Source organism: Arthrobacter sp. yr096 (assembly GCF_900108925.1).
Lineage (GTDB): Bacteria > Actinomycetota > Actinomycetes > Actinomycetales > Micrococcaceae > Arthrobacter.
This window is the reverse complement of the sequence record NZ_FNYI01000002.1, coordinates 215662-237386: the sequence shown is the minus strand read 5'-3', so window position 1 is coordinate 237386 and position 21725 is coordinate 215662. Positions and strand designations below refer to the sequence as shown.

The following is a 21725-nucleotide window of genomic DNA, read 5'->3' as shown; positions in this document are numbered from 1 at the left end:
CAACGAACCCCAGTGGTGCAATTCTCCAAAGCACCCAAGACGAAGGAGTCGCCATGACTGTCACGGTTGAACGCGAAAGCGAACTGCTGGCTTCCGTCCCCACCGGCCTGCTGATCAACGGTCAGTGGCGCCCGGCCGGATCCGGAAAGACCTTTGATGTTGAGGACCCCGCTACGGGCAAGGTCCTGCTCAGCATCTCCGACGCCGGTGCTGAAGACGGCGCCGCAGCCCTGGATGCCGCTGCCGCGGCCCAGGCCGACTGGGCCCGCACCGCGCCGCGCGAACGCGGCGAGATCCTGCGCCGTGCCTTTGAGCTGGTCACCGAGCGCGCCGAAGACTTCGCCCTGCTGATGACCCTGGAAATGGGTAAGCCCCTGGCCGAAGCCCGCGGCGAAGTCGCGTACGGTGCCGAGTTCCTGCGCTGGTTCTCCGAGGAAGCCGTCCGCGTTTCGGGCCGCTACTCCGCAGCACCCGACGGCAAGAACCGCCTGCTCGTGCAGAAGAAGCCGGTTGGTCCCTGCCTCTTGATCACCCCGTGGAACTTCCCGCTGGCCATGGCCACCCGCAAGGTAGCCCCCGCCGTCGCCGCCGGTTGCACCATGGTTCTCAAGCCCGCCAACCTGACCCCGCTGACCAGCCTGCTGTTCGCCCAGGTCATGCAGGAAGCCGGCCTCCCCGCCGGTGTACTGAACGTCATCCAGACCTCCACGGCCGGCGCTGTCACCGGTCCGCTGATCAAGGACGACCGCCTCCGCAAGATCTCCTTCACGGGCTCCACCCCGGTGGGCCAGGCTCTGATCCGTGAAGCGGCGGATAAGGTCCTTCGCACCTCCATGGAACTCGGTGGCAACGCCCCGTTCGTCGTCTTCGAAGACGCTGACCTGGACAAGGCTGTTGAAGGCGCCATCGCGGCGAAGATGCGCAACATGGGCGAGGCCTGCACCGCAGCCAACCGCTTCATTGTGCACGAGTCCATCGCCGACTCCTTCGCAGAGAAGTTCGCCGCCAAGATCGGTGCACTGACCACTGGCCGTGGCACCGAGCCTGAGTCCAAGGTTGGACCGCTGATCGACGGCAAGGCCCGCGACGGCGTGCACGCCCTGGTCACCGAAGCTGTGGAGGGTGGCGCGACCGCCGTCACCGGCGGTGCCCACGTGGATGGCCCCGGCTACTTCTACCAGCCCACCGTGCTGAAGAACGTCGCCGCCGACGCCCGTATCCTGCAGGAAGAAATCTTCGGACCGGTAGCGCCGATCATCACCTTCTCCACGGAAGACGACGCCGTTCGCCTGGCCAACAACACCGAATACGGCCTGGTTGCCTACGTCTTCACCAAGGACCTCAACCGTGGCCTGCGCATCAGCGAGCGGATCGAGACCGGCATGCTGGGCCTGAACGCCGGAGTGATCTCCAACGCGGCCGCCCCGTTCGGTGGCGTCAAGCAGTCCGGCCTGGGCCGCGAAGGCGGCTCCGAAGGCATCGAAGAGTACCTGTACACCCAGTACGTAGGTATCGCGGACCCGTACGCCGACTAGGCTGCGCAGGATCCGGTCCACCGCTCTCGCAACAAGAACGGTTGACACATGCAGGGGCCCGGCTCCGGAACCACAAGTTCCGGCGTCGGGCCCTTTGCTTTCTGCGCTGGGGGATGGTTAGCAACGTTTGCGGATGGTCAGCGGCGCTGCGGTAGCAGACCACGGACGGTTCGCCACACCCTTGCCACAGCCCATCCGACTGATTTCATGAACGCTCCCAGAGCCCGGAACGGCGCGCCGAGGGCATGGACCCAACGGTGCATCATCGACGGCGGCAGCCAGTCCGCGCGGAAGCGGACCAACCAGCGGGCGTTGTTCCGCAACGCTTCACGCACGACGGCGATGCGCGACGCCGCTGCTTGGGACGCCACCGCCGGGCGGCCATAGCGCTGGCGTTCGAAGTCCGAGGTGAGGGACGCCACGGCGTTGTGGGCGGCGTCGTCGATTCCGTTGGCATCGCCCAGGGCGGTACTGGAACGGAGCCTGGCCGAGAAGTGCCGCGGAGTTTCGCTGGGCGTCGACGGCAGCCCGTAATCGGTGGCGAGGTCCTGCAACTCAGCCCAGGCCAGTTCGGGGGCGGGATCCTTGTAGCCGGGCAGGATTGTTTCGGCGTCGTCAACGGGCTTGCGGTTCAGGCGGCGCCGACGAAGGACGGACCGGCTCAGCCGTGGGGACCACAGGAAGCCCACCAGGAGAAGCACGCCACCCGCGGCGGCACCGATGGCGGGGAGGGGGTTCACGCTGGCGGACCCTCCGGCCGGTGTGTCCACACCTGGGAGCGGGACAGGAGCGGGGGTTGCCGGCGCCGGAGTGGTCAGCACCTCTTTCTCATCGGCGTTGGTGCTCAGATTGCCGGGAACAGAAGATTCCGTCGCGTACTCGGGAACCACGCCGCGCGAAGGCGTGGGCTCAAACGGAACCCAGCCGAGGCCCTCGAAATAGAGCTCCGGCCAAGCATGGGCATCGCGTGCATCTACCTCGTACTCCGGGAACGATCCCTGACCCACCAAGGCCACTGACTCACCCGTGAGGCGGCCCGGCGCGTAGCCCACAGCGATACGGCTGGGAATGCCCTCAGCCCGGGCCATGACGGCCATCGCCGAGGAGAAATGGACACAGTAGCCGCTCTTGACGGCAAGGAAATCGGCCAGGACAGAGAGGCCGTTGCCGTCATAGCCGTTCTGGACCGGCGCTTGCAGGGAGTACGTAAACTCGCCGGAGCGCAGGTACTTCTGGAGTGCCAGGGCCTTGCCGTAGTTGGTGTTCGCCGACGCCGTGACGGAATCCGCGGTTTGCCGCACGATATCCGGCAGGTTGCCGGGAATGCGCAGGAAGTCTTCCGGGATGCCCTGCGGAACCGCTGTGGCCTGTGCCAGGGACTGCGCCGTCACCTTGGGCGCGGCGGAGAACACCACATACCGCTGGGCGCGCGTGGTTGTTTCGGTGCTCATAATGCTCAGCGTGGCCGGATCCCAGGTCCAGCGGCCGTTGAGGCCGTTCACCGACGCCGGCGCGAACGGCGCGGGGAGATAGGGGCTGGTGAACAGGCCGGCGTTGACGGACGTCACGGCGTTGACCACCTCGCCTTGCACGGCGTAGCCCGTCTCTATCCTGTCGGCACCGACGCGCCGCTCTGCCGCGCGATCGTCCGGGGCCCAGGTTTCGCCGTCAAAATGATCGATGGTGACGGATCGTAGATACAGGGGAGAGCTGGAACTGGTGGCGTAGGTGATGCGGCCCGAGCCGACGGGACTCCGGAGGCTGTTGCCCAGGGTGATCATGGGATTGAGTCCGTTGGAGGTGCCCCACGGACTCAGCCGTGAACCTTGGGGGAAAGTCCCGGTCTCGAAACCGGGGATTGCCAACGGGACCACCATGGTCAGGGCCAGTGCCAGCCCACCTGTGACCACTGACCGCCTGAACTGGCCGACGCCCCGCGCTGCCCCGGATTGCAGCCGGGCATCGGGTGCAAACCAGTGGCTGCAGCCCAGAATGAGCAGATAGCCCACCGCGGCACCGATGAATCCGGCCACTCCCACGCTCTGGGGTTTGATGGTGGCCGGAACCACCATGACCGCCAGGAGTCCAATGCCGCTGGCGGCGGGCATGGACAGGGGGACGGCCAAGGCATCGATCAGAATCACCAGCAAACCCAGGCAGGCGCACACGACGAAAACGATCCCGGCGTTGGGCGCCACTGGCGCGCTCTCCGACACCACTGTCTCGGCGGCACGTTTGATGAGGCGCCCGACGGCGGTAAAGGTTCCGGTGGTGGGGATGAAACCCGCCAGGCTGTCCTGGCGGCAGAAGATGAAGCTGAGCACGCCGGCCAGAGCGGCGAAGGACCCGAGGGTAGCAATCAGCGGCTGGGCACGCAGTGCGCGCAGGACAGCCAACGTCAGCGCAACCACCACCACAGTGGTGATCAGCGGCATGAACCAGGCCCAGCCCCTGAGGACACCGTTCAAGGACAGAGCGGAACCGAGGACGGCCACCGTGATGGACCCTGCCATGGCCCACGGATAGGGACCCGGCCCGGGAGCCTGGGACCGCACTGATCCGGTGGCCTGCTTGTGGCCCGGCGTTCCACCGGATTGGCTGGGGGCACCGGGGGAGCCACGGTGGGACGTTGCGGTCATCGTGGTACCGCCGCTCCACGACGGACATCCATGGCTGCTCCGGCAGCGGCCACGATTCCACCTTCATCAAAGGAAGACCAGGCAGCCGTCAGGTGGGTCTTGGGGGTCACTGCGGCCACGCGCCACCCGGCCAGGCGGAGAATTTCCAGCACTTCCTCGTTGTTCCGTGAAGCATCGGCAACCACAAGGGCAAAAGCATTGGCTCCGTACGCGGCGGCAGGGGCCAGAGCCCTGGCTTCTGCGGGCGTCAAGGATCCCAGCAAGGCAAGGAGCGGGCCGCGGAGCCGGTGTGCTGCGAGCTTGTCCATGAGCCGGTCGTCAAAGGCAGAATCGGCAGAGTCCGCGGTGGACGTTCCGGTTCCGGTCTCCCGGTGCTCGGTGCCGTGGTCAGTGCGGTGGTGCTCACCCCGGGCATGCCTGGGGCCGCTGAGTTCAATGGCCGCCAGTCCCTCCGCAATGACCTGCAGACCACCAGCGCCCGCGAATTCCTCCGCATCCGGCTCGGGTGCCGAGCGGGAACGGCTGAACGCCGGGCTGCCAAAAGCGTCCAGGACCCGCAACGAATAATTGCGTTCTGCCAGATGGGACGTGATGGACATGGCTGCCGTGACAATCCACTCAAACGAAGGACTGGTCACAAGGTCCGAGTCTTCGTCATGGCCGCCGAACACGGACCCCGTTCCGCCGGCGAAGGCGGTGAAACGCTGGTCAAGGACCAGGGTGGCCTCCGGCGTGGTGACGGATTCCTCCTGGCGCACCATGAGCTGCCCGTGGCGCGCAGTGGCCGCCCAATGAACCCGGCGCATGGGATCGCCGTGCCGGTACTCGCGGGTCATGATGTCGTCGTCGCTGGGGTTGGCGCGGATACGTGTCGCTGTCACGCCGTCGTTGCCGCGCGCGCCGGCCAGTCCAGTGACGGGAAGCTCGACGGCGGCCGGCGTCACGGTGAGGATGTCGCCGTCGTCGATTGAATGCCGCCGCAGCGACAAGCCGAAAGGGTCACTGAACTCCGCTGTGACCGGACCGATCCGGAACTGCCCGCGCTTGCCGGACCGCAAATGGTACTCATAGCGGCTGGTGCCTCCGGATGCCGACCTGGCCGGGAAACGGAAAGCGGGAGGCTCCCCGAAGCGTGGAGGCAACTGCTCCTCCATGATCACGTGGCCGGTGGAGTAGGAAGAGCGCGCCACGGCGAGCCGGACAGTGGTGGTACTGGCCGTTTCCACTGTTGAGGGATTGAACTCCCGGTACACCTGGAACTTGGGCTTGAGCACCCGGACTCCAGCCAGGGCCACCAACGGGAGGACCAGCAACAGCACGGCCAAGCTGAGGAGATCCCGCCTTCCCGTGACGTAGGCGCATCCGAGGGAGATCGCCCCCGCCGCCAGCAATCCCCAGCCGCGGGTAGTAAACAGATGCTTGGGGAGCCGATCCACCAGCGCCATGACTGCCTGCCTCCTATGCGGTGTGCCTGTCCCTGCGCCAGGCGCCAGGCGGTTCCTGGGCTACCGGCAGGGAGGCAAGGATGCCACGGAGGATGCTCTGCGGCGTATCACCTGAGCTCGCCGCTTTGCGGTCCAGGATGATCCGGTGTGCCAGCACGGATTCCGCCACGTCCACGACGTCGTCCGGAAGAACGAAGTCGCGGCCATCCAGTGCGGCCGTCGCTTTGGCCGCGCGCAACAACTGCAGCAACGACCGCGGGCTCGCGCCAAGGCGAAGGCGCGCGCTGTCACGGGTAGCGCGTCCTATGGCCACCGTGTATTCCTTGATCGCCGTGGACACATAAACCTGCTGCACAGTGGCGATCATGGCAGCCACATCACTGGCCGTGACCACAGGCGTCACCTTGACCAGCGGCGAGGACGCCTGATGCGTCTCCAACATCTCGATCTCGGCTTCCTTGTCCGGGTAGCCCATGGAAATCCTGGCCATGAATCGGTCGCGCTGGGCCTCGGGCAACGGGTATGTGCCCTCCATCTCGATGGGGTTCTGGGTGGCTACCACCATAAAAGGCAATCCCAGCTGGTACGAATGGCCGTCCACCGTGACTTGGTGCTCTTCCATGCATTCCAGGAGTGCGGACTGGGTTTTGGCAGATGCCCGGTTGATTTCGTCGCCGATCACGATGTTGGCAAATACCGCGCCGGGCCGGAATTCGAACTGGCGGGACGACTGGTTGTAGATGGAGACGCCTGTGACGTCGGATGGAAGGAGATCGGGAGTGAACTGGATGCGGGAGACAGTGCAGTCCACGGTACGTGCCAGCGTCTTTGCCAGCAGCGTCTTGCCGACGCCGGGTACATCTTCCAGCAGAAGGTGTCCTTGGGCCAGCAACACCGTGAGGGCCAGCTTGGCGGCATCGGCTTTGCCGTCAATCACTGTGTTGATGGAGTTGAGGATGCGTTCGCTGGCATCGTGGAACCGTTCAGCGTCCATGAGTTGCGGCTTGTGTCCGTTGAGGGCAGCACCATCCCGGGGCGCCGCACTGTAAGCCTCGCCTTGAAGCGGGGTAGGTTCAACGGATAGTTGTCGCTTGGACTCCATGGATTGCCCTTCAGCCGTGGCCATTGCATCAGCAATCTTCGCTAAGCACTGCGGATGTTGGCCGCCTGTCCGTTCCAGACTACCCAGACATTGGCCGTCCCTGACATAGTGCTCCCGAATTTATGTGCCAAGTGGAATTTATCCATCACTGCCGGAGGAGGACCGCGGTCCGATTAAGGTGGAAGCATGTGTAATTCCCTCGCGCCTGCTCCGTACCGTGCGTCTTCGGACGCCACACCTGAACCGGATTCCCGCAGGGAGTACCCGCCGGCACCGGAACCCCTGCCCGTGCCGGTCATGGATAACCACACGCATTTGGACTTCCGGCACGGACTGATCGAAGTTTCCGTGCGGGATGCCATGGACTCGGCTCAGGCTGTAGGGGTGCAGGGTGCCGTCCAGGTTGGCTGCGATCTGGAATCGTCCCGCTTCACAGTGCAAGCGGTGGACGCGGATCCGCGCCTGCTTGGCGCCGTAGCCATCCACCCCAACGACGCCCCCGTGTACGCAGGACGAGGTGAACTGGACTCGGCGCTCGCCGAGATCGAGGAGTTGGCATCCCACCCCCGGATCCGGGCGATCGGTGAGACCGGCCTGGATTTCTTCCGGACCCACGGCGACGGGCTGACTCACCAGCGGTACTCTTTCCGGCGCCACATCGACATCGCCAAGCGTCTCGGACTGACTCTGCAGATCCATGACCGTGACGCCCACGACGACGTTGTCCAAGTACTGCAAGAAGAAGGAGCACCGGAACGGGTGGTGTTCCACTGTTTCTCCGGAGACGAAGACCTGGCCCGCATCTGCAACCAGAACGGGTGGTACATGTCCTTCGCGGGCACCATGACGTTCAAGAATGCTGGGAACCTGCGCGCCGCCCTGGCCATCGCCGAGCCCAGCCGGATTCTGGTGGAAACCGACTCGCCCTTCCTGACACCGCACCCGTACCGCGGGCGCCCGAACGCGAGCTACATGGTCCCCTACACTGTCCGGTCCATGGCGGACGTGACAGGAAATGACCTCTCCGAACTATGTTCGCGGTTGGCCGAAAACACGCTCCAGGCCTACGGTTCATGGGCTTGACGGGCCTGTACTGACACCGTCGGGAGGCGTCTGGATGAATACCCGGTATGCAGAAGTCTTGGTTCGTTTATAACGGATCGGTTACTGTGTTAAACAAATAGCCGGGGTCGGGGAAGGCCTTCGGACAACTGGCCCGGGTGAATCCGGGCCTATTAGTTGAATTTTTTGGCGGCACAGATGCCGGCAGCAAGAGTGGGACCAGGCGCAGTGCCTGGCCCTCAGTTTTTGCGGCTGGCATTGTTTCTGTGCTTTTCCCCGTGCCCGGATGGTCTGAGAGTTATGGGCGATCGTGATCAAGTTCTTCACAACGGATGGCAAGTTCAGCTTCCTTAAAGTCGGTGCCCAGTTGCTGGTTGTTGCAGCGCTGGTTGTCGGTGTTGTTGCCTTCGTCGGCAATAACAAGACAGTCACCCTCAACGTCGACGGCAAGGTGAGCTCCATCCAGACCTTTGGCGGCACCGTGGACCAGGTGGTCAAGGCAGCCAAGGTTGAGTTGAAGGACGCAGACCGCGTTTCGCCGGCCCTGGACTCCCGCGTGGACAACGGCTCCGTGGTGAACATCAACCTTGCCAAGGCGGTCTCCATCGAATTGGACGGCGCCCGCAAGACGGTCAATACCAACGCTCCCGACGTCGCCGCGCTGGTCAGTGAACTTGGCGTTGCCAGCTCCTCCGAGATCTCCCAACCGAAGGAAGCCTCCCTGGAGGTCAGCGGTTCCTTCGTATCCATCTCCACGCCCAAGACCATCAGCGTTGTAGCTGACGGCAAGGACACCAGCACCACCACGACGGCGGCCGACGTCGCCACCGTGCTGAAGGACACCGGCATCACTGTTGGCGCCAACGACCGCATCTCCCAGCCCGGCAATGCGCCCATCGTCCAGGACATGGTGATCAAGGTCTCCCGCGTGGACACCAGCAAGACCGCAGAAGCCACTGAGGAAGTGCCTTTCGAAAGCGTAAAGACCGAGTCTGCCGAGCTCTACAAGGGCGAAGAGAAGGTAACGCAGGCCGGTGTGGCCGGATCCCTCGTGAAAACCTTCAAGCTGGTCCTCGTGGATGGACGTGAAGCCTCCCGAGCACTTGTCTCCAGCAACGTCACCACCAAGCCGGTGACCGAGAAGGTCAGCGTCGGCACCAAGGCCCGCCCTGCAGCTACTCCCGCCAAGGCTGCGGCATCCAGCGGCCCCACAGGAGCCCCGAACGAAGCAATGTGGGACAGGATCGCCCAGTGCGAGTCCGGTGGAAACTGGTCCATCAACTCGGGTAACGGTTACTACGGTGGTCTGCAGTTCTCCAGCCCCACGTGGCTCGCCAACGGTGGTGGAGCGTACGCTCCCAACGCCAGCCTCGCCACCAAAGCGCAGCAGATTGAGATCGCCAACCGCCTCTACGCCAAGAACGGCCTCAGTGACTGGGGCTGCGCGCACGCAGCCTGAGCCCGCACAGGCGATACGATACCTAGGTGACTGAACCGAATTCCGAACCCGCCGCCGTCGCGCCCCTGCTGGGCGCCACAGACATCCGACGGCTCGCCGAAGAAATCGGTGTACGCCCCACAAAGACGCTGGGGCAGAACTTTGTGATCGACGGCAACACGATCCGCAGGATCGTGGCCGCAGCCAATATCGACGCTGGCGAAACCGTGCTGGAGGTGGGCCCGGGATTGGGCTCGCTCACTCTGGGGTTGCTGGACGCCGCCAAGGCCGTTGTGGCTGTGGAGATCGATCCTGTGCTGGCCGGCAAGTTGCCCGAGACAGTGCGGGCCTGGCGACCTGAGGCGGAGGACAATTTCCATCTGGTGCTCTCCGACGCCATGAAGGTCACTGAACTTCCCGTGCCGCCCACCGCCTTGGTGGCCAACCTGCCCTATAACGTTGCCGTTCCCGTGGTGCTGCACCTGCTGCAGCATTTCCCCAGCCTGCAGCACGGCCTGGTGATGGTTCAGGACGAGGTTGCCGACCGGCTCGCCGCAACACCCGGGTCCAAGATCTACGGCGTTCCGTCAGTCAAGGCAGCCTGGTACGGGCATATGCGCAAGGCAGGTGTCATTGGCATGAACGTGTTCTGGCCGGCACCCAAGATTCATTCAGGGCTCGTGGCCTTTACCCGCCACGATCCGCCGCGGACGCACGCCACCCGCGAACAGGTCTTCGCAGTGATTGATGCTGCCTTCGCGCAGCGACGGAAAACCCTCCGCGCCGCTTTGGCCGGTTGGGCAGGCAGCGCAGCGGAAGCTGAGCGGTGCCTTGTAGCCGCCGGTGTTGACCCCACAGCGCGCGGCGAGGTCCTGGACATCACCGCGTACGTCAAGATCGCCGAAGCCCGCCACCCTGTGGCCGCATGAACCCGGGCGCCCGCAAGCCAGGCAGCCTCCCGGTCGTGGGGGACCGCTTCCATGCCCGGACTGTCCGGGTTAAAGCTCCGGGAAAGATCAACGTCTCCTTGAGTGTCGGCCCGTTGCGGCCTGACGGCTACCACTCGGTGGCCAGCGTCTACCTCGCCGTTTCCCTGTACGAGGAAGTGGCCGCCACCAGCACCGATGGCGACGGAATCACAGTCAGCATCAGCCCCAACAGCACGCTGGATTTGGACGGCGTGGACATTCCCCTGGACGAGCGCAACCTTGCCTACAAGGCTGCGGCCATCATGGCGGAACTGTCGGAGAAACCCACGGGCGTCCATCTTGAGATCACCAAGCGCGTGCCGGTGGCCGGTGGCATGGGCGGTGGCTCTGCCGACGCCGCGGCAACCCTGCTGGCCTGCGACGCCCTGTGGAACAGCGGCCTGTCGCGCGAGGAACTCGCGCATCTTGCAGCCGAACTCGGCGCGGACGTTCCGTTTTCGCTTCTGGGAGGCACCGCCGTCGGGCTTGGAGTGGGGGACGAGTTGTCGCCCGCCCTGGCCAAAGCGCAAATGGATTGGGTGCTGGTCTTCGCGGACTACGGCCTCTCCACGCCGGATGTGTTCCGCACCCTGGACGGTCTCAGGGATTCCGAGGGGCTGGAGATTCCTGAACCAGTTGACGTGGATCCCACCATCCTCCAAGCCCTGCGCAACGGCGATCCTGAGACCCTCAGCCGGGTCCTGATCAACGACCTCCAGCGCGCCTCCATCACCCTTGCACCGCAACTCCGGGACACCATCGGCCTGGGCGAAGCGCGCGGCGCCCTGGCCGGGATGGTGTCCGGGTCCGGCCCCACCATCGCGTTGTTGGCAAGGGATTCCGTCTCCGCCAGCGTCCTCGCCGAGGAACTGGGCCACCGCGGGCACACTGCCCTGGCGGTCCATGGCCCGGTGCCCGGCGCCCGGATCATCTCAGATACCCTCCTTTAGTACCTCCGCATTCCAGCAGTAGAAAGTAGTACCCATTGGCCCACCTGCTTGGCGGCGAAAACCTCACCGTTTCGTTCGCGACCCGCACTGTCCTCGACGGCGTCACCCTCGGTTTGGAGGATGGCGACCGCATCGGCATGGTGGGGCGCAATGGCGACGGCAAGTCGACCCTGATGCGCTTGCTCGCCTCGCGCTCGACGCCTGACTCCGGCCGGGTCACCAAACGCGGAGACGTTAACGTCGGCTACCTGGATCAAGGGGACGTGCTCGACGGCGACCTCACAGTCGGCGCTGCGATCGTCGGCGACCGCGCGGATCACGAATGGGCTGCCAATCCCAAGATCCGCGAAGTCATGGGCGGACTGGTGGGCGACGTGGACTGGCACGCCAACGTCCATGCCCTCTCCGGTGGCCAGAAACGCCGTGTTGCGCTGGCCAAGCTCCTCATCGAAGACCACGACGTCATCATGCTGGACGAACCCACCAACCACCTCGACGTCGAGGGCGTCGCCTGGCTGGCGCGGCACCTGAAAACGCGCTGGCGTGCCAACCAGGGTGCGTTCCTTGTGGTCACCCACGATCGCTGGTTCCTGGACGAAGTCTGCAACTACACCTGGGAAGTCCACGACGCCATGGTGGACATGTTCGACGGCGGATACGCCGCCTACGTTTTGGCCCGCGCCGAGCGTGACCGCACGGCCGCCGTCGTCGAAAGCAAACGCCAGCAGCTCGTCAAAAAGGAACTTGCCTGGCTACGGCGCGGCGCGCCCGCCCGCACTGCCAAGCCGAAATTCCGTATTGAAGCCGCCAACGACCTCATTGCTGACGTGCCCGATCCCCGCGACTCCGTGGCGCTCAGCAAAATGGCCACTGCCCGGTTGGGCAAGGACGTGCTGGACCTCGAAAACGTCACCCTGGACTTCCAAGGCGGCGAGAGCGGCCAGAAGCTGTTCAACAACATCACCCTGCGGCTGGCACCGGGCGAGCGGCTCGGTCTGGTGGGCGTCAACGGCGCCGGCAAGTCCACCCTGTTGAAACTGCTTAACGGCGAAATCCAGCCGACCTCGGGCAAAGTCAAGCGCGGCAAGACCGTGGTCACCGCGGTTCTCACCCAGGACGTCAAGGAGCTGGACGAGGTCTCCGACCTGCGCGTTATCGAGGTGATCGAACGCGAGAAACGGTCCTTCAGCGTGGGCGGCAAGGAGTTCACCGCCGGCCAGCTCGTGGAGCAGCTCGGGTTCACCAAGGAAAAGCAATGGACGCCCGTTTCAGACCTGTCCGGTGGTGAGCGGCGCCGCCTCCAGCTCCTGCGGCTGCTGGTAGGGGAGCCCAACGTCCTCATGCTGGACGAACCCACCAACGACCTCGACACCGACACCCTGGCCGCGGTGGAGGACGTCCTGGACGGCTGGCCCGGGACCCTGGTGGTAGTCAGCCACGACCGGTATCTGCTGGAACGCGTCACCGACAATCAAATGGCATTACTGGGCGACGGGAAACTCCGTGGCCTGCCCGGCGGCGTGGACCAGTACCTCGAGCTGCGGGAAGCGGCACTGGCCTCCGGCGCCGTCGGTGGGGGATCCGGCGCGCCGACCTCCGCCAGTGGGTCCGGGTCCGCTGCCGTTCAGTCAGGCGCCAGCGAGGCCGAAAAACGTGAAGCCCGCAAGGACCTCAACAGGATCGACCGCCAACTCGGCAAGATCTCCCAGCAGGAAGAAAAACTCCACACCCAAATGGCAGCCAAGTCCGAGTCCGGTGACTTTGACGCCCTGGGCGAGCTGAACGCCAAGCTGCAGGAGCTGCTCGAGGAGAAAGAGGGCCTGGAGCTGGAATGGCTGGAGGCCGCGGAAATCCTCGGCGAGTAAGAGGGGCGGACGCTCTCTCACCTTTTGCGGTGGTGGGTGGGACGCTCTCTCACCTTTCGCCGTGTTGGGGCGGACGCTCTCTCACCTTTTGCGGTGGTGGGTGGGACGCTCTCTCACCTTTCGCCGTGTTGGGGCGGACGCTCTCTCACCTTTCGCGTGATGACGACGCCGGCTCGTAGCCTATGAGCCACTGCAAGCCGTGGCGGTCTACTACCTGGCCGTCTGATGCACCCCACGGTTTCGGGGCGAGAGGGTCCACGATCCGCCCTCCGTCGGCGAGCCTGTTGAACCATTCGTGGAGGACATCGGGTTCGGCTGCACCCAGCAGGGAGAGCATGGCGCCCTCGATTCTTACGGGCTTTTCTCCGTTCGCAGCGTCCGATCCACCCAATGTGACTACTCCGCTGAGTGTCCCATGGGCAATGGCCCCAGGCGGTCCGTCGTTGCGTCCGAAGTCCTGGTAGGTGTGAAGGGCGAGTTCTCCGCCAAATACCTCCGCGTAGAAACCAAGGGCTTCGCGTGCTGTGCCGGGAAAGCTGATGTAGATCTGGGGCGCTGACATGCTCACATCCTACGAAGAGTCCGGGACGCCGGATCGCTGACACGACGACAGCGCGGGAGGCACCTCAGCCCAGCGACCACTCGCGCAGGTGAGAGAGGGTTGGGTTTTTTTGGGGTGGGAGGTGAGAGAGGGTTGGGCTAGCCGTCGCTGCGGAGCTCCGGCTCCTTCTGAAGCCCGGTGAGTCCGTTCCACGCCAGGTTAACCAGGTGCGCGGCTACAGCACGCTTGTCCGGTACGCGACTGTCCAGCCACCATTGGCCGGTCATGGCCACCATGCCGACGAGCATCTGCGCGTACATGGCGCCATCTGCCGCGCTGAAACCACGGCGCGCGAATTCGTCGGAGAGCAGGTGTTCCACCCGGGCTGTGACGTGGGAGAGAAGTGTGGAGAAGGCGCCTTCGGGTTGCGAGGGTGGCGCGTCCCGCATGAGGATCCGGAATCCGTCGGTGCGGTCCTCGATGTAGCCCAGGAGGGCCAGGGCAGCACGTTCAACCAACACCCGGGGCTTGGCTTCGGTGCTGAGGGCTTCGGTGATGGAATCCAGCAGAATCCTGAATTCGGTCTCCACCACTTGCCGGTACAGGCCTTCCTTGGACCCGAAGTGCTCGTAGATCACGGGCTTGGAAACTCCGGCACTGGCGGCGATTTCCTCGATGGTGGTGCCGTCAAGTCCGCGGGCTGCAAAGAGGGCCCTGCCAATGCCGATGAGCTGGGATTTGCGCTGTGGTCCGGTCATCCTGATACGGGCCGCCGGGCTTGCGGAAACATGCTCGACGGGCTCGACGGCGGGCGGCGTGCGGAGGAATTCAGTGCGCTTGCTCACCTGACCATCATGCCCCAGGTGGCCTCTGGAGCGGGTGATGGACGGGCGCAATGGTGCGTCGGGGGAGCGGCTCCAGGGGGTCAAGTCGCGAAGCACGCGATGGTCATGGCAAACTAGATTCTTGTGTGTGCATCCCGGTGACCCGGGAAACCGTCAGACCCTGCCGTCTGAGGGTGTGAATCATGCACGGTCCGCTCTGGTGTAATGGCAGCACCCCGGCCTTTGGAGCCGTGGAGTATAGGTTCGAATCCTATGGGCGGAACGGTCGGAAAATGCGCTCCTCTCTGTACCTGTAATGGCTCGAACGGTGCCTGGGTCCATTGGGATGGCAGCATTCCGAAGCCGGGTTACCCGGGACATACCGAGCAAGGAGAGCCAGTACGTGAGCCCCGAATCCACCGGTCCCGCAGCGGTCATCGTTTTGGCTGCAGGCGCTGGAACGCGCATGAAGTCCCGGACCCCCAAGATTCTCCACGAAATCGGCGGACGCTCCATGGTGGGTCACGCTCTCCTGGCAGCCCGGTCCATCACTCCGCTGAAGCTGGCATTGGTTGTCCGTCACGAACGTGACCGGGTGGCAGAGCACGTATCCGCTGCAGATCCGGAAGCCCTCATTGTTGACCAGGACGATGTTCCCGGAACGGGCCGCGCGGTTGAGGTTGCCCTCAAGGCCCTCGACGCCGGGGCTGAGCTTACTGGCACTGTTGTTGTTACCTACGGCGATGTGCCTCTCCTGACCGGCGAATTGCTGGGCGAACTCGTGGCCACCCATGAGGCTGAGGGCAACGCCGTCACCGTGCTTACCGCGGTCCTGGACGACGCCACGGGATACGGCCGGATCCTTCGCGCCGAAGACGGCACGGTTACGGGCATCCGTGAGCACAAAGACGCCAGCGAGGCCGAGCGCAGCATCCGCGAGGTCAACTCCGGCATTTATGCCTTCGACGCCGCCGTGCTCCGCACCGCATTGTCGAAGGTGACCACGGATAACGCGCAGGGTGAGATGTACCTGACTGACGTCCTCGGGTTGGCCCGGGACGCAGGCGGCCGGGTGGCCGCCGTCGTGACCGAAGACCGCTGGCAGGTTGAGGGTGCCAACGACCGCATCCAGCTTTCCGCGCTGGGCGCCGAGCACAACCGCCGCATCATCGAATCCTGGATGCGCGCAGGCGTCACCGTGGTGGACCCCGCCACCACGTGGATCGACTCCACCGTCACCCTCGACGAAGACGTCCGCCTGCTGCCCAACACCCAACTGCACGGTGCAACCACTGTGGCGCGCGACGCCGTCGTGGGTCCGGACACCACCCTGACTGACGTCACGGTGGGTGAGGGTGCCAAGGTGATCCGCACGCACGGCTCCGGTTCCACCATCGGGGCAAAGGCCAGCGTTGGACCGTTCACCTACCTCCGCCCGGGCACGGTGCTGGGCGAGACCGGCAAGATCGGCGCCTTCTACGAGACCAAAAACGTGACCATCGGCCGCGGTTCCAAACTCTCCCACTTGGGCTACGCCGGCGACGCCGAAATCGGCGAAGACACCAACATCGGTTGCGGCAACATCACGGCGAATTACGACGGCGAGAAGAAGCACCGCACGGTGATCGGCTCGGGAGTCCGGACTGGTTCCAACACGGTCTTCGTAGCACCCGTGACTGTGGGCGACGGCGCCTACAGCGGTGCCGGGGCCGTCATCCGCAAGGATGTTCCCGCAGGTGCCCTCGCCCTCAGCCTGGCCGCCCAGCGGAACGCCGAAGGTTGGGTCATCACCAACCGCCCGGGTACTGCATCCGCCACGCTGGCAGAGGCCGCCCAGGAACTGGCATCCGCCTCCACATCCTCACAATCCCCGGCAACCACAGAAGAGGGCAAATAGGCATGAGCGAAATTACCGCACACGGAGAGAAGAAGTTAATTCTCGCCGCCGGAAGGGCGCATCCTGAGCTGGCGCAGGAAATCGCCAAGGAGCTGGAGACCGAGCTCCTGCCCATCGACGCCTACGACTTCGCCAACGGGGAAATCTACGTTCGTTCGGCCGAGAGCGTGCGGGGCACTGACGCCTTCGTCATCCAGGCCCACCCGGCTCCGCTGAACAACTGGCTCATGGAGCAGTTGATCATGATCGACTCCCTCAAGCGTGCCTCTGCCAAGAGGATCACGGTTGTTTCCCCGTTTTACCCATACTCCCGCCAGGACAAGAAGGGCCGCGGCCGCGAGCCCATCTCCGCCCGCCTGGTTGCCGACCTTTACAAGACGGCCGGCGCGGACCGCATCATGTCCGTGGACCTGCACACTTCGCAGATCCAGGGCTTCTTCGACGGACCCGTTGACCACCTGATGGCCATCCCGCTGCTGGCTGACTACATCCGCACCAAGGTGGAAGCCGACAACATCACCGTGGTTTCCCCTGACACCGGCCGCGTCCGGGTAGCCGAGCAGTGGGCCGAGCGCCTGGGCGGTGCCCCGCTCGCGTTCGTGCACAAGAGCCGCGACCTTACCGTTCCCAACCAGGCCGTTTCCAAGACAGTTGTTGGCCAGGTTGAAGGACGCACCTGTGTACTGATCGACGACATGATCGATACCGGTGGAACCATCTCCGGTGCTGTGCAGGTGCTGAAGAACGCCGGTGCCAAGGACGTCATCATCGCCTGCACCCACGCGGTTTTCTCCGATCCCGCAGCCCAGCGACTGGCCGATTCCGGCGCCCGCGAGGTGGTTGTTACCAACACGCTGCCCATCCCGGCCGAAAAGCGCTTCCCGTCGCTGACGGTGTTGTCGATCGCGCCGCTGATCGCCCGCGCCATCCGTGAAGTGTTCGACGACGGTTCGGTCACCAGCCTGTTCGACGGCAAGGCATAAGCCTGACTGACTCAGGACGGGCCATCCGCAGCCTCCGGGCGTGCGGGTGGCCCGTTTTCTTTGCCCGTTTTCAGAAAGAGCGCCAAGCGCTGCTAAACTCGTGGGGATACCTTGGCGAGGGAGAGCACATCCGGTCCGCATTTTGTGGACCAGGGTTGCGGGTCTCCGTTATCGACTGGGTCTGCATCTCCTTCAACACAGGCGGAACGGCTGCTCGGCGGCCGATCTCAGCCGGGCGTAGAAGGTCTCCAGACCTCCGCCCTTGCTGATAGACCAGCCCGGACTTCACCGGGCGCCACAGTAATCAAGGAGTACACATGTCTGAGCAGAAGCTCACCGCAGAACTGCGCACCGAATTCGGCAAGGGTTTCGCCCGCCGTGCACGCATGGCCGGCCAGATCCCGGCTGTCATCTACGGCCACGGCGCAGAGCCCATCCACATCAACCTGCCGGGCCGCGCCACCACGCTGGCAGTGCGCGTTTCCAACGCCCTCCTCGCAATCGACGTCGACGGCGAGCAGCACCTGACGCTGGTCAAGGACATCCAGCGCGATCCCGTAAAGCAGATCATCGAGCACGTTGACCTCCAGACCGTGAAGGCCGGCGAGAAGGTTACCGTCGATATCTCCATCCACGTTTCCGGTGAAGTTGCTCCGGGTGCTGTCGCCAGCCTCGAAGCCACCACGGTTTCCCTCGAAGCCGAGGCAACCCACGTTCCCACCGCCGTCGAGGTCAGCATCGAAGGCCTCAAGGCCGGCGAGAGCATCCACGCTGCAGACCTGGTTCTGCCGAAGGGTTCCACCTTGCTCACCGAAGGCGACACCCTGGTGGTCCGCATCGCTGAAGCTGCTACCGAAGCTGAAGAAGAAGCACCGGCCGCCGAGTAGTCTTTTGACTGCTTGAGGCTCTTGCCTTGGAGTGGCCGGGTCCCTAAGGGTCCCGGCCACTTTCTTTTTGACCTTTGTCCAGAGTCCCCGCTGATTAACGAAGCCTCCCTAGGATGAGACCATGACTGACACTTGGCTGATTGTTGGCCTCGGCAACCCCGGCAATGAGTACAGCAACAACCGGCACAACGTGGGCCAAATGGTGCTGGACGAGCTGGCCTCCCGCATGGGCGGAAAATTCAAGGTCCACAAGGCGCGTGCCCAGGTGGTGGAAGGCCGGCTGGGCATCGGTGGACCCCGCGTGGTGCTGGCCAAGCCCATGACCTATATGAATGTATCCGGGGGACCTGTAGCAGGCCTGTGCAATTTCTTCGACATTGCGCCGGATCACGTGATCGCCGTCCATGATGAGATCGACATCCCTTTTAACACAGTTAAGCTAAAACTTGGTGGCGGCGAGGGCGGGCACAACGGCCTCAGGGACATCTCCAAGGCACTCGCCACCAAGGACTACCTGCGTGTGCGGGTGGGGGTGGGGCGGCCGCCGGGTCGCATGGAAACCGCGGACTTCGTACTCCGCGATTTCGCTGCTGCCGAAAAGAAGGAACTGCCGTTCCTCCTGGATGAAGCGGCAGATGCTGTGGAGTTGCTCATGGCCCAGGGCCTGTTGGCTGCCCAGCAGAAGCACCACCCCGCTAAAACTTGAGCAAATCTTGAGGAAAGACTGATCAAAGCCTGACCCTCAGGATGAGTCCAAGGCCTACAAACTGTCGGCGCCCAAAGGTAGTGTGCATGGTACGCAGGTAAGCGGTGGGGGACTGTCGCGGATGTGTAGCGAAGGATGCAGATGTCGGCGGAGTTGCTAAACAAGAGCGGTGGAGGCGCAGCGAGGGCTGCGGCTCCTGATCTTGTGGGCGGACCAACAGACCGCCAAACGTGGTCACTGCTGGCCCGCAGCCACGATTTGTCCAAGGCAGGCAAGTTTCTTGAAGTACCCGAATCCTATGGCGTGGTCCTTACCGGCCAACGGGGAATTGGCAAGTCAGGCCTGGCGCGCGCCGTCGTCTCCTCACTCGGCCCCAAGGTGCACAGCCTTCAGTTGCGGAACACCGTGGCGAACGGGCAGACCCCTTACGGTTGCCTCGGCTTCCTCCTGGCGAGGTTGCCATCCGAGGCTGTCAGTTCTCCCACCGGCATCCTGCATGCGGTCACCAGCCTGATCCGGACAGAGGCCGCGGGCCGGGACACCGTGTTCATTGTGGACAACGCGGGCGGAATGGATCCCATGAGCACGGGCGTCCTCTTGAATCTGATGGCCACGGGCACTGCAAAAGTGGTGGCAACGGTCCAGCGCGCCAGCGACCTCCCGGCCGACTTCCACCGGCTGGTGATTGAAGGACAACTGGGTGAAGTCCACCTCAACACGTTGAGCGAGGAACAGACCAAGCAAGTCCTCGGCTCCGTTCTGGGGCACTATGTGTCCTCCACGCTGGTTGGTTCACTGCACTCCGCCGTGGGCGGAAACCCCATGCTCCTGCACGCCCTCCTCGAGGAGCAGCGCCACACGGGCAACCTGGTCCTGAACGACTCCGTGTGGACGCTTCGTGACCGGATTAAACTTGAAGGCGCCACGGTGGTGGAGGACTTTGTCCGTTCCAGGCTGGCGCGCGAAACACAGGCCAGCAGGACCGTCGTCGAAATCCTGGCCTGTGCGCAGCGCGCACCACTGACGGGTCTGGCGGCCATTTTCGGGACTGAAGTCCTGGTGGAGATGGAGGAATCCGGCCTGCTCACGGTGGAGCGGGCCGGTGATCACTGCGTGTCCCTTCGCGACCCCTACGTTGGCGAAGTCGTCCGGGGATGGCTGAGTACACGCCGGATGCGGGAACTGCGGCTGATGCTCCACGGGCCCAAAGAGCCCGAACTCCATGGCATGGCGTCGCAGGACCTGTTGAGCTATGCGACGTGGATGCACGCTTCCGAAGACGAGCCCATGCCGTCCCCTGCCCATGCACTCGCGGCGGGACGTGCGGCGCTGGATGATTACGACCCCAACTTCGCCATCCAATGCACACAGTCCCTGGACCCCAACGAGTCTGAGTGGGTGCCGGGGCAGCGGTTGAAAGCTGCCGCGTACCTGATGCTGGACCTGCCCCTGCATGCCGCACAGGCGCTGGATGAGGTGTCCGAAGCCCACCTTGCCACCCTGGACCCGCTGGAGTTCGCAGAGATCACGGCCGCAAAATGCCAGGCCATGACATGGATCGATGGCCGTGCCGGCATGGTTCCGGGGGTTGTCTCCGATGCCCTGGAGAGGCTCGAAGCCATGGCCGATGCCCACCCGGCTGAGAAGCTGGCCAAGGCACGCAACCGGCTCCAGCTGTGCGGGTACGAGTACAACACCTACATGGGCGAGTACGCCTCGGTGGTGGGGGCCTTGGAAGAGGAAGTGGCCAAGGACCCTGCCGGGGATCGCGAGCATTGGCTCCGGTCAGCCCTGTTCCTGGTGGAGGCCCGGTGCATCCTGGGCCGGGAGCTTGAGGCGCAGGAGCTTGCCAGGACCGTGTCCCGGCATTTGGGGGAAGCCGCCAGCCCGGCGCCGTTGGAGGAAGCCTTCGCCAGGCACACGTTCCTGGTGCTGTTGTTGTCCGGACAGTGGAGGCAGTGCATCGAACTGATGCGTCGGGCACCGTCCAGGTCCTCACGCCTTCAGTACCGGGGTGCACTGACTGAACTGGGCATTGGCCTGGCCTACGCGTACGCGGGAAAACCGGCCAGCGCCATTGAACCCCTCCGCTCCGCCGTGGCCCAACTTGAGCTCCGGCCCGCCATGAACATGAACAAAGTGGCCTATGCGGCCACGGCCTTTGCCTACGCTCAACTGGGCAATTCGGTGGAAGCCGGCCGGTACCTGGACCTGTACAGGACCTGCCGGGGAGTGGGAACGTACTTCTCCGAATCCGTCGCGGAGTTCTGCGCGGAAATGGCAGGACGCTGGATGGGCGATCCCGATGTGAAGCAGCGGCTCCTGGCGCGGGTAACCAACGACATCGAAAATCAGCGGTTCACCACAGCGGGCATCTGCCTCTTCGGAGCCACCGTGGAAGGTACCGATGAGGAATACCGCCTCCTGGAAGACATCGCAGGCCGCCGCCAAGGACCCCTGGCCCAGATCTCAGGTGACTTGGCCCGCGGCGCACGTAACCGCAGTTCCAAGTCGTTGCTGGCTGCCGCGGACGCCGCAGCATCCCTGGATCTGCTGGTTGTTGAGGCCAGGTGTGTGGCCATGGCACTGGACTACGCCCGGGACGCCGGAGAGACAACTGCGGCCCGGACGGCCCAACTGAGGCTCGAGCGGCTGGAGCATTCCGTCTCGACATTGCCGATCCAACCACGCAGCGACGCGCCGGTATTGACTGAACGGGAACGCCAAATTGCTAAGCTCGCTGGAAAGGGTGTCAGCAACCGTGAAATCGCGATGGATATTGGGGTGTCTGTGCGAACCGTCGAAGGCCATTTGTACCAAGTGTTCACCAAGCTCGGTGTTTCGTCTCGAGGCGAGCTCAATGGGCTCCTATGAGGCAAGGAG

The 21725-nt window shown here is 64.2% G+C and carries 16 protein-coding genes and 1 tRNA gene; 12 read left to right on the top strand and 5 right to left on the bottom strand.

The genetic code is table 11. The annotated features are described in order from the left end of the window. The first annotated feature begins 53 nt into the window (after positions 1-53). The gene (locus BMY91_RS05825) at positions 54-1535 is read left to right on the top strand and encodes an NAD-dependent succinate-semialdehyde dehydrogenase (RefSeq protein ID WP_090819745.1); all 1482 of its coding nucleotides are present in this window, start codon (positions 54-56) and stop codon (positions 1533-1535) included. 137 nt (positions 1536-1672) lie between these two features. Here BMY91_RS05825 and BMY91_RS05820 read toward each other — a convergent pair whose 3' ends face one another. The 3 genes from BMY91_RS05820 to BMY91_RS05810 are packed head-to-tail and all read right to left on the bottom strand — an operon-like array spanning position 1673 to position 6721. Next, positions 1673-4174 carry a transglutaminase TgpA family protein gene (locus BMY91_RS05820; protein ID WP_090819742.1) on the bottom strand — a complete coding sequence of 834 codons (2502 nt, stop codon included), beginning with the start codon at positions 4172-4174 and terminating at the stop codon, positions 1673-1675. Then, on the bottom strand, positions 4171-5619 hold the full coding sequence (locus BMY91_RS05815) for a DUF58 domain-containing protein (protein ID WP_090819739.1): 1449 nt from the start codon (positions 5617-5619) through the stop codon (positions 4171-4173). The genes BMY91_RS05820 and BMY91_RS05815 overlap by 4 nt, the downstream gene beginning before the upstream one ends. Before the next feature lie 13 nt (positions 5620-5632). Then, positions 5633-6721 carry an AAA family ATPase gene (locus BMY91_RS05810; RefSeq protein ID WP_090820653.1) on the bottom strand — a complete coding sequence of 363 codons (1089 nt, stop codon included), beginning with the start codon at positions 6719-6721 and terminating at the stop codon, positions 5633-5635. A 186-nt stretch (positions 6722-6907) separates the two neighbouring features. Between BMY91_RS05810 and BMY91_RS05805 the strand changes: the two genes are divergently transcribed. The 5 genes from BMY91_RS05805 (at position 6908) to BMY91_RS05785 (ending at position 13004) form a co-directional block, all read left to right on the top strand. Continuing rightward, on the top strand, positions 6908-7804 hold the full coding sequence (locus BMY91_RS05805; RefSeq protein WP_090819736.1) for a TatD family hydrolase: 897 nt from the start codon (positions 6908-6910) through the stop codon (positions 7802-7804). A gap of 289 nt (positions 7805-8093) precedes the next feature. Further along, entirely contained in the window at positions 8094-9242 is a 1149-nt protein-coding gene (locus BMY91_RS05800; RefSeq protein WP_090819733.1) for a resuscitation-promoting factor, read from the top strand. A gap of 26 nt (positions 9243-9268) precedes the next feature. Further along, complete coding sequence (gene rsmA, locus BMY91_RS05795) at positions 9269-10150, top strand: 16S rRNA (adenine(1518)-N(6)/adenine(1519)-N(6))-dimethyltransferase RsmA (RefSeq protein WP_090819730.1); 882 nt, start codon at positions 9269-9271, stop codon at positions 10148-10150. Further along, a complete protein-coding gene (locus BMY91_RS05790; RefSeq protein ID WP_090819727.1) occupies positions 10147-11139 on the top strand; it encodes a 4-(cytidine 5'-diphospho)-2-C-methyl-D-erythritol kinase in 993 nt (330 codons plus the stop codon). Before rsmA ends, BMY91_RS05790 begins: the two co-directional genes overlap by 4 nt. Before the next feature lie 35 nt (positions 11140-11174). Beyond that, the gene (locus BMY91_RS05785; protein ID WP_090819724.1) at positions 11175-13004 is read left to right on the top strand and encodes an ABC-F family ATP-binding cassette domain-containing protein; all 1830 of its coding nucleotides are present in this window, start codon (positions 11175-11177) and stop codon (positions 13002-13004) included. 145 nt (positions 13005-13149) lie between these two features. Here the strand turns inward: BMY91_RS05785 and BMY91_RS05780 are convergent, their stop codons facing one another. Both BMY91_RS05780 and BMY91_RS05775 read right to left on the bottom strand, forming a co-directional pair. Beyond that, positions 13150-13566, bottom strand: coding sequence for a VOC family protein (locus tag BMY91_RS05780; protein ID WP_090819722.1), 417 nt, complete (start codon positions 13564-13566; stop codon positions 13150-13152). A gap of 137 nt (positions 13567-13703) precedes the next feature. Continuing rightward, entirely contained in the window at positions 13704-14303 is a 600-nt protein-coding gene (locus tag BMY91_RS05775) for a TetR/AcrR family transcriptional regulator (protein WP_090820651.1), read from the bottom strand. Positions 14304-14580: 277 nt separating this feature from the next. Between BMY91_RS05775 and BMY91_RS05770 the strand changes: the two genes are divergently transcribed. The 6 genes from BMY91_RS05770 to BMY91_RS05745 all read left to right on the top strand — a co-directional run bounded on the left by BMY91_RS05770 (position 14581) and on the right by BMY91_RS05745 (position 21716). Continuing rightward, positions 14581-14652: transfer RNA gene (locus BMY91_RS05770), tRNA-Gln, on the top strand. A 120-nt stretch (positions 14653-14772) separates the two neighbouring features. After that, positions 14773-16266, top strand: coding sequence for a bifunctional UDP-N-acetylglucosamine diphosphorylase/glucosamine-1-phosphate N-acetyltransferase GlmU (gene glmU, locus BMY91_RS05765; protein WP_090819718.1), 1494 nt, complete (start codon positions 14773-14775; stop codon positions 16264-16266). 2 nt (positions 16267-16268) lie between these two features. After that, positions 16269-17249: a ribose-phosphate diphosphokinase gene (locus tag BMY91_RS05760; protein ID WP_011774071.1), complete on the top strand. Its 981-nt coding sequence runs from the start codon at positions 16269-16271 to the stop codon at positions 17247-17249. 317 nt (positions 17250-17566) lie between these two features. Then, on the top strand, positions 17567-18136 hold the full coding sequence (locus tag BMY91_RS05755) for a 50S ribosomal protein L25/general stress protein Ctc (protein WP_090819715.1): 570 nt from the start codon (positions 17567-17569) through the stop codon (positions 18134-18136). 121 nt (positions 18137-18257) lie between these two features. After that, positions 18258-18842, top strand: coding sequence for an aminoacyl-tRNA hydrolase (gene pth, locus BMY91_RS05750; protein WP_090819712.1), 585 nt, complete (start codon positions 18258-18260; stop codon positions 18840-18842). Between the two features lie 141 nt (positions 18843-18983). Further along, positions 18984-21716: a helix-turn-helix transcriptional regulator gene (locus BMY91_RS05745; protein WP_256212598.1), complete on the top strand. Its 2733-nt coding sequence runs from the start codon at positions 18984-18986 to the stop codon at positions 21714-21716. The last annotated feature ends 9 nt before the right edge of the window (positions 21717-21725 follow it).